Origin of the sequence: Roseofilum sp. Guam, assembly GCF_017746735.1 — a bacterium.
GTDB lineage: Bacteria > Cyanobacteriota > Cyanobacteriia > Cyanobacteriales > Desertifilaceae > Roseofilum > Roseofilum reptotaenium.
This window is the reverse complement of record NZ_JAGHZN010000019.1, coordinates 60,945-75,561: the sequence shown is the minus strand read 5'-3', so window position 1 is coordinate 75,561 and position 14,617 is coordinate 60,945. Positions and strand designations below refer to the sequence as shown.

Genomic DNA, 14,617 nt, shown 5'->3' with positions numbered 1-14,617 from the left:
ATCCGAAAGTGACAGAAGAGGGATATAGTCATTTCAAATTCTAGTGAGACATCAATTACTGAGCACTATGAGCAACTAATCCCATTTCTCTATGAAGTTGTGATTAATAAAGTATCAACCAAGTAGTCCCATCCAATATCGAGGCGATCATTATAAGTTAAGTCTTAGTGTCTCCCTATATCCGTATCTCCCCATCCCTGCGGGAACTGCTATAAAACCTGCACTCGGGCATAGCGTAGTCCATCCACACCTTGTAGGGGAGCGACAGAACCAGATAGGATTTCTGGAGCAATCCAGCCTTCTCGTTGGAGATAATCGAGATAATGCTCGTATTCTTTCCACTCATCATCGGTAGAATAGACAAGGGTGAGCATTCCAGGGGCAGTAATGCGATCGCCAGTTTCTAAATCGACTCCCTTATCAATCCGTTTTTTCACGATTTCATAGCGGGTATCTCGACTCCCTTGCACGTCAAAGATTTTTTCTGTATTTTCATCATGACAAATATCGATCGTCACATCTTGCACTAACACCAGATGGGTAAGCTGTAAGGAAATTTTATCCACTTCATGCAGTTTTATCCCCGTGCGCGCCGCATCACACAGAGCGCAAAGTTGCTCGTAGCGCAAACTGTGCAAATGAAATGCCGTAAAGCTATGATGAATCGATTTCCCCACATAAATCATATGATCGATGCCATCGGTAGATTCGAGATCGCAATAGTGGGGAATAATCGCTTGCATTCGCTTTTGCCAACGCTCCCACGTCTGTAGTAAATTCTCGTTAATCCGATCAATCGTCCGATCGTAGGCTCTACGGGCAGTATCTACTGAATGGCGATCGTTATTGGCACATTTACGATACCAATCGATCGCGTTTTGTGCAGATTCTCCACATTGATAAAAGTAATCAAAATAAATCTCAAAATGCTCTTGAAGATACTGAACTGCCGTCACCTCTGAATCAACCGTTACTTTGCCTTCAATACGCGTTTTGTACGCCTCTAAGTCAATTTTAATCTGCTCAATCAATCGATTTTTTTGACCCTCTTCCACTGCCTCTAAGATCGCCAATCCCAATTCAAATTGTTGAATTAAATCCGCTTGAATTGCCCGATTTCGCTCATTAGAAGAACCGCGAATATCAGAAATGCCAAAGAGGGGATAAACTTTTTCACAGACAATGGGTGCGGGTTCAAAACCCCAACTGCGTCGTTCTGCTTCCTGGGTAAAGCGCCAAGCCACCGCTGGATGGATGGGGTTTAACTGATTGTGGTTCGTTTGCCGCATGGCGCAGGCAAAAGCTGGAATAAGTTCTCTGGCATAATGGCAATCTTGAGCTGTAAAATTATGGGGGCGATCGCTAACTAACCCAATCAGTCTTAACATTTCTGGATGATTTCCCTGTTGCTCATAATCCCATCGCAGGGGAATCAGTAACAGAGAGCGTACCCCCTCCTCCCATAAAGTACGCTCGCACTGCTTTTCGCTTTGAGGATTGATTTCTCCCACTCGCAATACTTGGTTTTGTTCCAGAGCCGTTATGAAATAAGGGCTATCTAGCTCCTCCCTAGGAAATACATAGCTCTCTAGCGTTCCACAGACTTTCCCTACCAAAAGGCGCACTTGATTCATATCTACATTTAAAATCATCAAATAGCTGGCACGGAATAGCTCCTGTAACTGGTAATTAATCAATTGCAGTTTATTGCCTTCTAAAAGAGAATCTGGACTGGTTAAAAGTTTAATTAGTCGTTGTTTTTGTTCCGTTTGAGTCACTTCAATCCCTTCCAGGATCAGCTCTCCCGTGACGGTATAATTTTCTAGCCATTGCAAATCATCAAAAAGATTGTCCCCCATCGGTTGCCGGCTAAATACAGTCCATTCGTCCAGTTTCGGATGAACTCCACTAATTTTAAGTCCTTCAGAATTGAACCACAGTTGTAACCAACCCGGAGCTTGGGAAGGGCGGTTAAATTGAACGACGATAGGAGTATTAACGATCTGCTCCAGCTCTCGAATGTGATAGTTAAGGCGATCGAGTTCTTCCTTCTTGCTGGGGGTGCTTTGCAGTTGTGTGAGTAACTGGGACAGCAATAAAACCAGCAAATGACAAGAATAATAGTGTTGTAGGGTGGAATATCCCGAAGCTGGCAAAAAATCGAAAAAGGGGCGATCGTAATATTCTGTGGGGGGTTCTGAGGTATTGAAGCCAAAACCCTGGGCAAATCCAGAGTTAAATCCAGCTAATGTCCAATTCTCTAAATGGGCAGATTGATGCCCGCTGCATCGTAGCAAGGCTAACATTACCCGCTTAGAGAGGGTTTCATGGGGAGATAAATGATTGTCAAAGACAACCGAAGATGGCGAATCTTGGAAAGGTTGATCCACTGAAGTCATATGGGTAAGTTCCTGCATCTGTTTATCGCACCCTCAATCCAATCCTAATCTTTACCCGGATTAACGATTTTAATCTGGTATTACGATTTAGGCGAATTTATTCTGCTATTCCTATAGCCCTGTTATGAGTTTAACTGCTGATCGGTGAATAGTGGAGAGTTGATATTGATTTCAGGCTTAAATCTTATGGGGATTCCTTCAAAATCTATGCGTGTTACTACCCTTTCTCTATGGCTGTTAGCGACTTTAGCCTCCTTTAATTTAATGGCGGTTGCTTATGGGGCGAATCCTTCAGAAGTAAGGCTTGCCCAAACTCAAGCGCAACCGAAACCTTCGCCTGCACCAGCACCGGCACCCGCTCCTGCTGCTCCCCAGGGAAATGCTGGCTTATCGGAGCAAGATTTAAACACCCTCAAGGAGGTGATTGAGCAAACGGTGGAGCAGACAGTAAATGAGAAGTTTGCCCAAGAACGTGCCAGACAAGAAATTGAGTGGCAAGCGCAGTTATCGGAGGTAGATGATATTCGATCGCGCCTCAATCAGTTGATGCTGTTAATGGTAGTATTTATTGGCGGAACCGTGGTTTTATTGCGCTTTATGCGTAGCAGTATGATTGGGCAAATCGTTACTGAGGTGAATCGCCGCTTTGAAGATCTCAATCAGCCAGAAGGCCATCTTCAACAGTATACCGACATGGCTCGCCAGTTGGTTGAGGATTTGACGACTCAAATTGAAGCAGCAAAAACCGAGCGTCAACGGGGATACCAGAATGTCAATCAAGAGGTTTTGGAATTAAAAGAGTCTGCTGGAACTATCCAGGAAGTACGCCAAGATTTGGTTAAACAACTGCAAGGGTTAGGAGAGGATTTAAACCGAGAACTGGGTAAAATTCGCCAGGAAATCAGTCCTCGTCCGGTGTCTGGGGTTTCGGAAATTGCTTTTTTAGAGGATTTAGTAGAATCAGATCAGCAAGAGGGAACCGTTTTATCCTTTGATTTAGAGAAGTTGGATGAAAATCAGCTTTTTGTCACGGCTCAAGAGTGTGTAGATCAGGGGAATTTATTGGCAGATGAGGGGTTATATGAGGAAGCTGTAGCCCTTTATGAGCAGGTGCTAGAAACCCAACCGGAGTCTTTTGAAGCGTGGTATGAGCGGGGAAAGACGTTGGTAAAGTTGCATCGTTACCAAGAGGCGTTAACGTCCTATGAGCAGGCGTTATTTTTAGAGTCGGATAATGGTGAGGTTTGGTATCATAAGGGGTTAGCGTTGATGCGAACCGATCGCCCCTTGGAAGCGCTAGAGGCATTCAATCGCGCTCTGGAATTGAATCCGGACGGAGCAGAAATCTGGTATTGTCTAGGAAATACGCTGCTGAAGTTAGATCGCCATCAGGAAGCTGTAGAAGCCTATGAGCGGGCGATTTCCCTGCAACCCGAAGATACGGAAGCTTGGCATAATCAGGGGGTAGCGCGGGAAAAGTTAGAGCAGTTTCAAGAGGCGATCGCCTGTTACGATCGGGTGATTGCGTTGGATGGGGATAAAATCGAACCTTGGTTTCATCGGGGCAATGCTCTAGAAAAATTGGCAGAATATGAAGGGGCAGTTGAAGCCTACGATCGCGCAATTTCACTGTATGAAGAACAAGAAGATCGCTCAGAAAAGACGCTCTTAAGCACTATTTGGTTTAATCGAGGCACCACATTAGCTCAGTTAAAACAGTATGAGCAAGGTTTAGAATCCTACGATCGCGCACTTCAAGTTAACCCCGACGATCCGCAAATTTGGACAGCGCGAGGGGAAATGTTGGAGCGCATTCAACGATATGAAGAAGCCGTGGATGCCTACGATCAGGTATTAACGTTAGAGCAACATAAACATCAAGCTTGGCGACATCGGGGCATTTTATTGGAAAAGTTACGCCGGTTTGAAGAGGCAATTTCGTCCTACGATCGCGCAATTCAGTTGGAAGAAAATGATTATGAAGCTTGGCGCGGGAAAGGCACTGCTTTAGCGGAATTGCAGCGCTACCAGGAAGCAATTTCTTGTTTTAGCCAAGCCTTACAGATTCAACAAAATTTGGGAATTACGCCCACAGAAGAGGATATTGTCCAGCCCTTTTCTCCTAAGTTGGGTTAACTGTACAGCGCTTTGCGCTGGGCAATAGGGAATAGGGAATAGGTTGATGGTATATGGAGAGAGAGGATTCAAGCTTGTGTTTCATAACGCAAGCAAAGCACTGTATGAATTGATTAATTATTAATTGGATTGGCTAACCTGTCCTCGACTAAATGACAGGCAGCCCCATGTTTGTCTGATATTTGTGTCCAAATGGGTTCAACGGTTTTACACCGAGATTCAGCTACGGGACAACGGGTATGAAAACGACAGCCAGAAGGGGGATTTACCGGAGAAGGAATTTCTCCCAAAAGGCGAATGCGCGATCGCTCATCATCGGGATCGAGGGGCGGAATTGCTGACAGTAAGGCTTGCGTATAGGGATGACTGGGGTTAGAAAACAGTTGGTGTGTGGGAGCGATTTCCACAATTTGCCCCAAGTACATTACCGCCACCACATCACAGAAATGGGCAATCACGGAGAGATCGTGGCTGATAAACAAGAAGGTTAAATTCATATCCTCTTGTAGTGCTTTTAACAAATTAAGGATATTGGCTTGAATGGAAACATCGAGGGCTGCTACTGACTCGTCAGCGACCAAAAAACTGGGCCCGGAGACTAGGGCGCGGGCGATCGCAATTCGCTGTCGTTGCCCCCCTGAAAACGCATGGGGAAATCGTCGCAAATGCTCTAAATTTAGCCGACAACGCTCCGCAACCTCTCTTACCCTCTGATTCGTCTCTTGGCGAGTTTTCGTCAGTTGCATGGCTTCTAGCGGCTCGGCAATAATATCCCGTACCGTCATCCGAGGAGAGAGCGCCGCATAGGGATCTTGGAAAATCATCTGAGCCTCGCGGCGCAAGGCTTTCAATCGTTCCCCTTCCAGCTTGGCGATACTTAAAGGCAAATCTGCCACCTTAAACGTAATCTCGCCCCCCGTAATCGGAGCCGCCTTCAGAATCGCCCGTCCTACGGTTGTTTTCCCGGAACCTGACTCTCCTACTAAGCCAAAAATCTGACCGGGCATAATATCAAAACTGACCCCATCCACCGCTCGCACGATTTTGGGTTTACCATGCAAAAATCCCCCGCCGACGGGGTAGTGAACTTGTAAATTACGAACCGATATGAGTGGAGTCATAATAATTAACAATTAATAATTAAATAATGGGAAATGCCTTTAAGCTTCTCATTTACATTTAAGGTCAATATACACCGATTTAGAGCAAAGGAGTTAAGATGACACAAATCCTTACCCAGACCCTTACACTGCAAGAATTCTTGCAGCAGCCAGAAACAAAACCAGCGAACGAATATATTAATGGAGAAATTATCCAGAAGCCCATGCCCAAAGGAAGACATAGCCGTTTACAGGGTAAACTTTGCGCGACGATTAATCAAGCCTGTGAAGAAGCACAAATTGCCTATGCTTTTCCAGAATTAAGGTGTAATTTTGGCACGCGATCGCTCGTTCCAGATGTCTCCATATTTCGTTGGCATCGAATCCCCTCTACCTCTGATGGTGAAGTTCCCGATAACTTTAATCTTCCTCCAGATTGGAGCATTGAAATTCTTTCCCCCGAACAGCGTCCGAATAAAGTCTTGGGTAATGTTCTGTATTGCTTAGAGCAGGGCAGTGAGCTAGGCTGGTTTATCGATCCCGGAGATCGCAGTATCTTGTGTTTCATTCCTCAGCAACAACCGATTTTATGTCAAGGCGATCGTGTGATTTCGGTTCTACCCGATCTCAACATAACGCTCACAGTTAACGAAGTGTTTAGCTGGTTAAAAATGGTGTGAATAGATCTGCCGGTTAGGCACTTTCTTCTAACACTTTTTCTTCCAGTAAATGACAGGCGGCGTGATGGTTAGGATGGGCAAGAGTTGTTCTTGGGACATGGGTTTGACAATGGGTAGTAGCTTGGGGACACCGGGTGTGGAAGACGCAACCAGTGGGACGTTCGAGAGGGCTGGGGATATCTCCGGGAATTGGCATGAGGGGCGCATCGCGAGCATCTAATCGAGGAATAGCTTCAATTAGACCTTGGGTGTAGGGGTGTTTGGGTTTCCGGATAATGGAGCGCACGGGACCAATTTCCATCGCTTTACCGAGATACATCACCATCACATCGGTGGAAATCTGGGAAATTACGGCTAAGTCATGGGAGATAAAGATAATTGCCATGCCAAATTCTTGTTGTAGTTCTGCCAAGAGGTCTAGAATCTGAGCTTGAATGGTAACATCAAGGGCTGTGGTGGGTTCATCGGCAATGAGTAAAGCCGGACGCATGACTAGAGCAGAGGCAATCATGGCGCGTTGGCGCATTCCTCCAGAGAGTTGAAAGGCATATTGGTCAATTCGTAACTCTGGGTTAGTCATTCCTACGCGGTCTAACATGGCGATCGCCATTTCTCGCGCCTGTTTCCGATTTACCTTATGATGGAGACGAATTCCCTCGATCATTTGATTGCCAATAGTGTACAAGGGCGAAAACGCTGCTGAGGGTTCTTGGAAAATCATGGCAATTTCACCGCCACGAATTTGATTTAAAGTCTTGCTTTTTTCCGGCAGGTTGGCAAGATCAAAGGTTTCTCCCTGTTTATTGCAGTAGAAGATATGGGAGCTGAAGTCAATTTCTGCATTTCCTGGCAGTAGGCGCATCAGTGCTCTAGTAGAAACTGATTTACCCGAACCCGACTCGCCCACAATACCCAGGGTTTGACCCGGTTTGAGGGAGAAGGACAAGTCATCAACGGCGGTTATTTTACCTTCATCGGTGCGAAAGTGGATGGAAAGATTAGAAACAGTGAGTAGGGAGTCAGTCATGGTGTTGGGGAATGGGAGAGTGAAGGATAGGGAGATAGGGAGATGCGAGAAATTACATTACCTATTACCTATTACCGTCGAATGCCAGAATAGGGGTCTGCGGCATCTCGCAAACCATCACCGAGGAGGGTGAAAGAGAGGACAGCAACGACGAAGAAGATGAGGGGAATGAAGAACCAGGGAGTAAGTTGAATGGCTTGAACAGTGGTCATTTCTTGCAGGAGAACGCCCCAGGACATGGTTGGTCGTCGCAAACCTAGGCCGACGATGGAAAGGGCAGTTTCATCCAGGATGCGGTAAGGGAAGTTAATCACCAATTCGACAATGATGTAACTGGCAAAACCGGGAAGAAGATGACGGGTAACAATGCGCCAACCACTGGCTCCACAGAGTTGGGCAGCCAGGACGTATTCTTCTTCGCGGGAAGCAAGCAGGTAGGAACGGATACGCCGCGCTAGGGTGGGCCAGTTAACCAGTCCCATAACTAAAGTCATGGCAAAATAGACTTGTTGGTTTGACCAGTCGCGGGGAAACATGGCGGTAAGGGCCATATATAAAGGTATGGGAGGGATGACGCGCACTAAGTTAGTAAAGGCTTGAATGACGGTATCTACCCAACCGCCGATATAGCCAGCGACTCCGCCAAAGAAGAGGCTGAGAATAAAGGAAATCATGATGCCTAAGAAGCCGATGGTGAGGGAAGTGCGGGTGGCAAACATGACGCGACTGAAGAGGTCGAGACCGCTAGAGTCTGTACCAAAAAGATGTACTTTGCCTCGATCTGTGCCGAAAAGATGGCGATCGCCCGGTATAATGCCGAAAAGCTTATATTCGCCTGCCTTGTGAAAGAAGCGCAGGTTACGCCGCACGGGTTTTCCGTCTTCTTCAATAATCTCAACCTTATAACGCTTTTCTAGAACGCTGTAACTACTGGTCATATCATGGACAAACGGCCAAGCTTGACAGCCTGCACTGTCGCATAATCGGATCAGTTGGGGCGGACCGGCGGTATAGTCAGAATTACGGTCATTTGCCAGTCCGGAGTAGGGCGCAATAAATTCGGCAAATAAGGCAATGAAGATAAAGAGACTCAGAACTGCTCCCCCCAAAGCTGCCAGGCGGTTGGTCTTAAATCTCGACCAAAAGAGTTGCCATTGGGACGCGGTATAGTAATCTTCTTTTTTCTGTTTAATGTTAGTTATCGGTTGATTCATCGTCCTTTTAACCTCACCCTAGGGTCAATGGCAACTACCAGCAGGTCAGAGAGAAAATTAGCAGCGATAATAATGCTGGTGACACAAACTAAAATTCCGGCGGCTGTATTTTGGTCAGCATCCAGGAAGGCGAGCAGGAGTTCTTGACCAAGTTCTCCTAAAACGAGAATAGAGGCCACGATAGGAAGTTCGTTAAAGGAACGGGCAAAGTCGAAGCCAATAGTCGAGACAATGGGCATCACCGCATGACGAGCCGGATATTTAATTAACATGGGCCAACCCGATAATCCTTTCGCTCGTGCAGCCGTAACGTAGAGTTTGCCCAATTCATCTTTCATTAACCCGCGCATGGTTTGCAGTTGGAAGGCGGTGGTAGACCAACCCAAGACCAGCAGAGGAATGTAGGCATGGCCGAGGAAGTCGAGGAATTTGGCCATTGACCAGGGTTCATCGCGATAGGCTTGCGAGACTAAGCCGGTTACGTCTAGGTTAAACACAAAAGCATTGAGCATCAGGAGGACAAGGGCGATCGCAAAATTCGGCAGCGCCAGTCCCAAATACGACAATAGAGTCACCAGGCTATCCGCAATTCCCGATTTTCGAGTCGCTACCCAAATCCCGACAGGAATAGCGACAATATAGGAAAATAACATTGCCCCTACGACCAGGACAAAAGTATAAAGAAACTTCCCTTGAATCAGCGTATTAACTGACGTTTCCACCCGAAACGCAGGGCCAAAATCGAAGCGCGTGACCACATTCCACAGCCATTCCCCATAGCGGACTAAAAACGGTCGGTCTAATCCCAAGTTCGCGCGCACTTGGTCAATTTCCGCTTGGGTAATCGTCACTCCCGTCCCCGAATATTTGCGGAATAGCTCCCGCTCGGCATAGTCTCCCGGCATTAGCTCAATCAGAGCATAAATCATAAAGGAGACCGCCAATAACGTTAAAATTGCTACAATAAGCCGTCCAACCAGAAAGCGCCAAAACGCCTCATTGTTCGCACCAGATAACAGCATCAATTCTCAATAACCCTGTTCGGCTTCGTCTCAGACTCCTATACATTTACCGCACGAGTTTAAACAGAGCGTAAAGAAAAGGTTAATATTAGGCTTTGGTGGGGCAATGGAAGGTATAGATAGGTTTTTGGTTTCCACTCTAATCTAAGATACACAAAGGTTTTCCAACAGTGCGCGATACTATGGAAGAGTCCTTAGCTGAAGAGCTTCATCCTTTCATCCATGGTCAACTCAACCCATTCTTCTCCCTCTCTCTCTTCTGAAACCTTTTCTGAAGTCTCCAAGTCTCTCTCTCCCCTCATTCTCGAGGAATGGCCGGTTTTAGACTCTGAGCAATTATCCGAAAGCCAAACAGATTTAGAGGCAACGATCCAATATATTGCCAGTCGTACAGAACGGACAAAAGCTTTAATTCGCCGCCATTTAGCGGAACTTTACCAGGTTTGGCAAACGGACTCGGCTAACGGACAGGATAACCCTTCCACCTCAGAACCCTCCAAATCTCCAGTTTTATCCCAGGTCGATCAAACCCTGAAACTCTTGGAAAAACGTACCGAAAAACTGGTTGCTCAATTTGAAGAGGATGTTCTCCCGAAGGTGAGTGAAAAGGCTAAAGACCATGTGGGAACCAGTTTATTAACCGCGTTGGGTGTTGGGTTTATTCTGGGATTACTGGTCGCAGGGGGTGGGCGTGGCCGTTCATGAACTCTTAGATGGTCTGCATGTTTACCTTACTCGTGGGGTCCGTTTGCTGCGAGTGCTGGTTGACATGCACCAAGACCTAGCTGTACGGGAAGCGACCCAAGAACAGCAACGGTTAATTCAGGGACTGTTGATCTTGCTGGTGGGAACCGGCCTATTAATGACTGGAATTGCCCTATTGCAAGTGACCGTTGTGGTGACTTTACAGCATTTAGGACTGGGTTGGTTGGGTGCTATTGCTCTGACGGCCCTGGTGGACTTGCTATTTGGCCTGATCTTAATGCAATGGGGGTCTCAAAGATTACAAGGTCCCTACATGCGTGAAACCCGCGATCGCCTCCTGAAAACGACTCAAACGTTACTGCAAGATGACCCGGATGCCGGCCATTTCTAGTCCTGTAATGGGCTGTCTTATCTAAAGTAAGGTATGGGGTGCGCGATTTGTTGTAGGGCTTTAGCGCTCTGAACACTTTAGCGCTAAAGCCCTACTCTCAGGAATCAATCCAATTACAGACTTTGCACAAATTTACTTAACCGCTCCATGCCTTTTTCGATGGAAGTCATATCCGTGGCATAGGAGAGGCGAATATGATCGTCTGCACCAAAGGCAACACCGGGAATGGTCGCTACATTATAGTTATCTAGGAACTGAGTGCAGAAATCGGTGGATTTAAGACCCGCTTCGCCGATGTTGACATAGACATAAAACGCGCCTTTGGGTTCACGTACTGATAACTTGGGAATGGCTTGAATGCGCTCAATAATGACTTTTCGGCGTTCATCAAAGGCAAGGCGCATTTTTTCTACACAGTCTTGGGAAGATTCCAAAGCGGCGATCGCCCCATATTGGGCAAAGGTACAAACGTTTGAGGTACTATGACCTTGAATGGTATTGCAGGCCTTAATCAGTTCCACAGGGGCAGCCAAATAGCCAACTCGCCAACCCGTCATGGCATAGGCTTTAGCAAACCCATTACTAATAATAGTGCGCTCAAATGCTTCTGGACTGGCAGCGCCAATACTCAGATGAACGGCTCCATCATAGAGAATTTTTTCATAAATCTCGTCGGAGACCACCCACAGATTATTTTTGACCACCACTTCCGCTAAAGCCTTAATTTCTTCTGGAGTGTAAACCATTCCTGTAGGGTTCGAGGGGGAGTTGAGAACAAACAGTTTGGTATTGGGGGTAATGGCGTTTTGAAGTTGTTCTGGCGTAATTTTGTAGCCGGTAGCTGCATCTGTCGTGACTAAAACCGATTTTCCTCCGGCTAAAGCGACCATTTCTGGATAACTCACCCAATAGGGAATGGGAATAATCACCTCATCTCCGGGTTCAATCAAGGCCATCATCAGATTATAGAGAGAATGTTTCCCCCCATTGGTGACAATGATATTTTCGGGTTGGTAGTTGAGATTGTTATCCTTCTTTAGCTTTTCGGCGATCGCCTCTTTCAGCTTGGGTTCTCCTGATGCTGGGCCATATTTGGTTTTCCCTTCATCAAGAGCTTTTTGTGCAGCCGCTTTAATGTGGTCGGGGGTATCAAAGTCTGGTTCTCCAGCACTAAAGCTACACACATCTAACCCGGAAGCTTTCATTTTCTTGGCTTTAGCGCTGATCGCTAAGGTTAATGAGGGGGTTACTTGTGCTACACGAGATGCTAACTTCATAGTTGCTCCAGATCCTTCTTTTATGTTGATTAAGGGCGATACTCCTGCCCAGTCGCTTCGCGACCGCCAACTGTCTATTCTGGCAGAGAATATCACTTTGCCTAGAGAGATTCAACTTTTTTTAGCCTTTGAGTTTGTAACGTAATTCTTACATTCGGTAATCCAAGTTACTAATACTTGTGTGAAGTTAATTTAAATAAAAACTGGAAACGCAAGGTTTTTTGAACTGATGTGTGGAAAGTCCCTGAACTGACCCAATTTGCTGCACACTATTGTTTATTTCTCGACAGGAGTTGTCGTTATGCGTCACTTACATCACTGTTATGAGATTTTAGAAGTGGCTCCTAACGCTAGTTTGGAGGAAATTCACCAAAACTACAAGGATTTAGTGATGGTCTGGCATCCCGACCGTTTTGTTCATAATCCCCGCCTTTATCACAAAGCCCAAGAAAAAATAAAACAACTCAATGAAGCCTATGAGCAGTTGAAGTCTCAAAGAAATTTAGTGATGGCATCAGTACATCAGAGCGATCGCGCCTGGGCAAGGACGAAACCCTCTGCACCAAACCCTTATGAGCCATCTGGCTTTTCCCAAGCTAGAAGAGAAAATTATAACCGGGCATTAGATGACTATATTCGTCATCATAGCCGAGATATGCAAAACTGGTTAGATTAGACTTCGTGTAAAAGTCAGGCAATAGAGAGGGAATAGGCAAGAGTCTATTCGTAGCGCAATGGTGATGTCAGAACTCTGGGTAACGATCGCAACGGAAAATGTAGAAACCTTAAGGGATTTTTATCGTTGTGTGCTGAACACTCAAGCACAGCGAGAAATTCCAGGGGTGTATGCGGAGTTTATCATCGGGGGGTTGCGCTTGGGATTATTTCGACCCCGCGATCGCCAAGAATTTCACTCTTCTACCCCAGGATCCATGAGTTTATGTTTAGAAGTCGAGGACATTCACGAGGCGATCGCCCTTCTGAGTAGCCTAGGCTATCCTCCCCCTGGATCAGTTCAAAAGGCTTCCCACGGCCAAGAAATCTATGCCTACGATCCCGATGGAAATCGACTGATTATTCATGAAAATCGGTAAGTCAAAAGGCAAGAGGTAAGAGGCTAGGTTAGGTTTTTGGAGCATTGAGTAAACGATGTAACACTTTTGTGGGTTGGTTTGAGATCTAAGTCTAGTTTGTGAGCTTTCAATAATGAGGATGAGGATTGAGATAAGTAAATGAGGCGATCGCCCTTAGTCGATATAATTCTAATCGAGTGAAAAGACCTGGCCTGCGAGCGAGAAAATGTTTCACCCAAAGAAGTCAGAAGTCACCTCCTGAAATGGTCTTAATTATGGAATCGAAAAATCGGGCTATTGAGGACAGTCCAGTGTCAAGCTAGAATTGTTATATAGTCGGTGGGTAATATTCACCTGATGATTCTAGGGAAAAGTTTGAATTAGGGTAGATTACACCTTAGTTGCAAACAAACGACAAACACAACGAGGTCAACACTAATGAGTACAACGCCTTCTATAATCAATGGAAGTTTTTCTTGGTCATCTAAAACTATCAGCGATCCGGTCATTGAGATTTACTACCAGTACTCGAACAAGCTCTTGATTGCTGACAGTAATGGGTGTTTATACACAAGTTACTTCTGGCTAAAAAATTTACTGCCTATTCCCATTGTATTGGATTCAGTACAAATCACCACAGGAGAAACTCCAACAGAGCCTATTGTTGATACTGAAATTCTCGTTCCCTCCACTACTAATTGGGCAGACTTTATTGAGTTCACTAACTTGGGCAATATTTCTCCGGGTTCCTGGAGTCGTCGGTATCAATTTACTATGAAAATCGTCCGCGCTATTGAAGGTCCTCCACTGCCTGATAATTACACTAATAATGTGTATTTCTACCCAAAATATACCGTTGACTACAAGAACCTGCCTACCTTCACATTTGATACTCAAGTCGTCAAAGCATAGTTTCTAAAATGCTTGTAGAAAAGTAGTTTGAGAAAAAAAATGCACTTTTGCAGGTAACTCGCAAGTGCATTTTTTTGTGTATTTTAACAAGAACAGACCTCTGGCCGAGAAATTTATGCCTATGATCCGGATGGGAATCGCTTGATTATTCATGAAAATTTGTAAATTTCCTTAAGAGATTTGGGGGCGATCGCGCCTACAGATTAGTTTTTGCACTTTAGTAAATGCTGTAACACTTTCTGACCAACCAGGCTGGGATAATCAACTCATACCCAATCCTAAAACATAGGTTCGGAGCGATATTATATGTCCACAGAAAATGTAGAAAAATTGCTCGAGGCGGGCGGACAAGATCCTAAAATTCGGGAAGAATACGACAAAACTCAGAGTAAAGATGAATTTGTCGAGAAGGCCAACAAGGATGGATACAAATTTACAATCGAGGAACTGAATCAGGTACTCAAGGAGTACGGCAATTCCTTTGAACTTTCGGGCTTCCCGCCCCGACGATTCATTTGGTTGAAATAACATCGAACGATTTGTCCCCCCTAAAGATGGGAGTGTCCTTAGCAGCCAAGCCCTGGCTTCTTAACAAACCTCAGTTTAGTACGGCTTTACAGGAAGCCGCAGGGACGATAGCGGTGGAAATTGGGTTAATGGTTCATCAAGATCTGTAATTTT

General features: G+C 45.7%; 15 protein-coding genes. 9 read left to right on the top strand and 6 right to left on the bottom strand.

Features of this window, described 5'->3' with window-relative positions; genetic code table 11:
- Positions 1–209: 209 nt before the first annotated feature.
- Positions 210–2,399, bottom strand: coding sequence for a hypothetical protein (locus J7529_RS09340; RefSeq protein WP_318728749.1), 2,190 nt, complete (start codon positions 2,397–2,399; stop codon positions 210–212).
- Positions 2,400–2,606: 207 nt separating this feature from the next.
- Here J7529_RS09340 and J7529_RS09335 point away from each other — a divergent pair, with 207 nt between their 5' ends.
- Complete coding sequence (locus J7529_RS09335) at positions 2,607–4,535, top strand: tetratricopeptide repeat protein (RefSeq protein WP_318728748.1); 1,929 nt, start codon at positions 2,607–2,609, stop codon at positions 4,533–4,535.
- Between the two features lie 113 nt (positions 4,536–4,648).
- Here J7529_RS09335 and J7529_RS09330 read toward each other — a convergent pair whose 3' ends face one another.
- Positions 4,649–5,656, bottom strand: coding sequence for an ABC transporter ATP-binding protein (locus J7529_RS09330; protein ID WP_271944580.1), 1,008 nt, complete (start codon positions 5,654–5,656; stop codon positions 4,649–4,651).
- Between the two features lie 98 nt (positions 5,657–5,754).
- On the opposite strand from J7529_RS09330, the gene J7529_RS09325 reads away from it, so the two are divergent.
- Complete coding sequence (locus J7529_RS09325; protein ID WP_318728747.1) at positions 5,755–6,315, top strand: Uma2 family endonuclease; 561 nt, start codon at positions 5,755–5,757, stop codon at positions 6,313–6,315.
- A gap of 13 nt (positions 6,316–6,328) precedes the next feature.
- Here J7529_RS09325 and J7529_RS09320 read toward each other — a convergent pair whose 3' ends face one another.
- From J7529_RS09320 to J7529_RS09310, 3 genes are all read right to left on the bottom strand, one after another.
- Complete coding sequence (locus J7529_RS09320; RefSeq protein WP_318728746.1) at positions 6,329–7,342, bottom strand: ABC transporter ATP-binding protein; 1,014 nt, start codon at positions 7,340–7,342, stop codon at positions 6,329–6,331.
- Positions 7,343–7,413: 71 nt separating this feature from the next.
- Positions 7,414–8,556 (bottom strand): ABC transporter permease, encoded by a 1,143-nt coding sequence (locus tag J7529_RS09315; RefSeq protein ID WP_318728745.1) that lies wholly within the window; start codon positions 8,554–8,556, stop codon positions 7,414–7,416.
- Positions 8,553–9,578 (bottom strand): ABC transporter permease, encoded by a 1,026-nt coding sequence (locus tag J7529_RS09310; RefSeq protein ID WP_318728744.1) that lies wholly within the window; start codon positions 9,576–9,578, stop codon positions 8,553–8,555. Before J7529_RS09310 ends, J7529_RS09315 begins: the two co-directional genes overlap by 4 nt.
- A 222-nt stretch (positions 9,579–9,800) precedes the next feature.
- Between J7529_RS09310 and J7529_RS09305 the strand changes: the two genes are divergently transcribed.
- Together J7529_RS09305 and J7529_RS09300 are read left to right on the top strand one after the other, a co-directional pair.
- Positions 9,801–10,283 carry a hypothetical protein gene (locus J7529_RS09305; protein ID WP_271944592.1) on the top strand — a complete coding sequence of 161 codons (483 nt, stop codon included), beginning with the start codon at positions 9,801–9,803 and terminating at the stop codon, positions 10,281–10,283.
- Positions 10,270–10,674, top strand: a complete 405-nt coding sequence (locus J7529_RS09300; protein ID WP_271944594.1) for a phage holin family protein — start codon at positions 10,270–10,272, stop codon at positions 10,672–10,674. The genes J7529_RS09305 and J7529_RS09300 overlap by 14 nt, the downstream gene beginning before the upstream one ends.
- Before the next feature lie 113 nt (positions 10,675–10,787).
- Here J7529_RS09300 and J7529_RS09295 read toward each other — a convergent pair whose 3' ends face one another.
- Positions 10,788–11,951, bottom strand: a complete 1,164-nt coding sequence (locus J7529_RS09295) for a pyridoxal phosphate-dependent aminotransferase (RefSeq protein WP_318728743.1) — start codon at positions 11,949–11,951, stop codon at positions 10,788–10,790.
- A 301-nt stretch (positions 11,952–12,252) separates the two neighbouring features.
- Here J7529_RS09295 and J7529_RS09290 point away from each other — a divergent pair, with 301 nt between their 5' ends.
- The 5 genes from J7529_RS09290 to J7529_RS09270 all read left to right on the top strand — a co-directional run bounded on the left by J7529_RS09290 (position 12,253) and on the right by J7529_RS09270 (position 14,613).
- A complete protein-coding gene (locus J7529_RS09290) occupies positions 12,253–12,627 on the top strand; it encodes a J domain-containing protein (protein WP_318728742.1) in 375 nt (124 codons plus the stop codon).
- A gap of 58 nt (positions 12,628–12,685) precedes the next feature.
- A complete protein-coding gene (locus J7529_RS09285) occupies positions 12,686–13,045 on the top strand; it encodes a VOC family protein (RefSeq protein ID WP_318728741.1) in 360 nt (119 codons plus the stop codon).
- A 417-nt stretch (positions 13,046–13,462) separates the two neighbouring features.
- Complete coding sequence (locus J7529_RS09280) at positions 13,463–13,936, top strand: hypothetical protein (RefSeq protein WP_318698965.1); 474 nt, start codon at positions 13,463–13,465, stop codon at positions 13,934–13,936.
- 306 nt (positions 13,937–14,242) lie between these two features.
- Entirely contained in the window at positions 14,243–14,464 is a 222-nt protein-coding gene (locus J7529_RS09275) for a Nif11-like leader peptide family natural product precursor (RefSeq protein WP_271944602.1), read from the top strand.
- Between the two features lie 26 nt (positions 14,465–14,490).
- Complete coding sequence (locus J7529_RS09270) at positions 14,491–14,613, top strand: hypothetical protein (RefSeq protein WP_318728740.1); 123 nt, start codon at positions 14,491–14,493, stop codon at positions 14,611–14,613.
- The last annotated feature ends 4 nt before the right edge of the window (positions 14,614–14,617 follow it).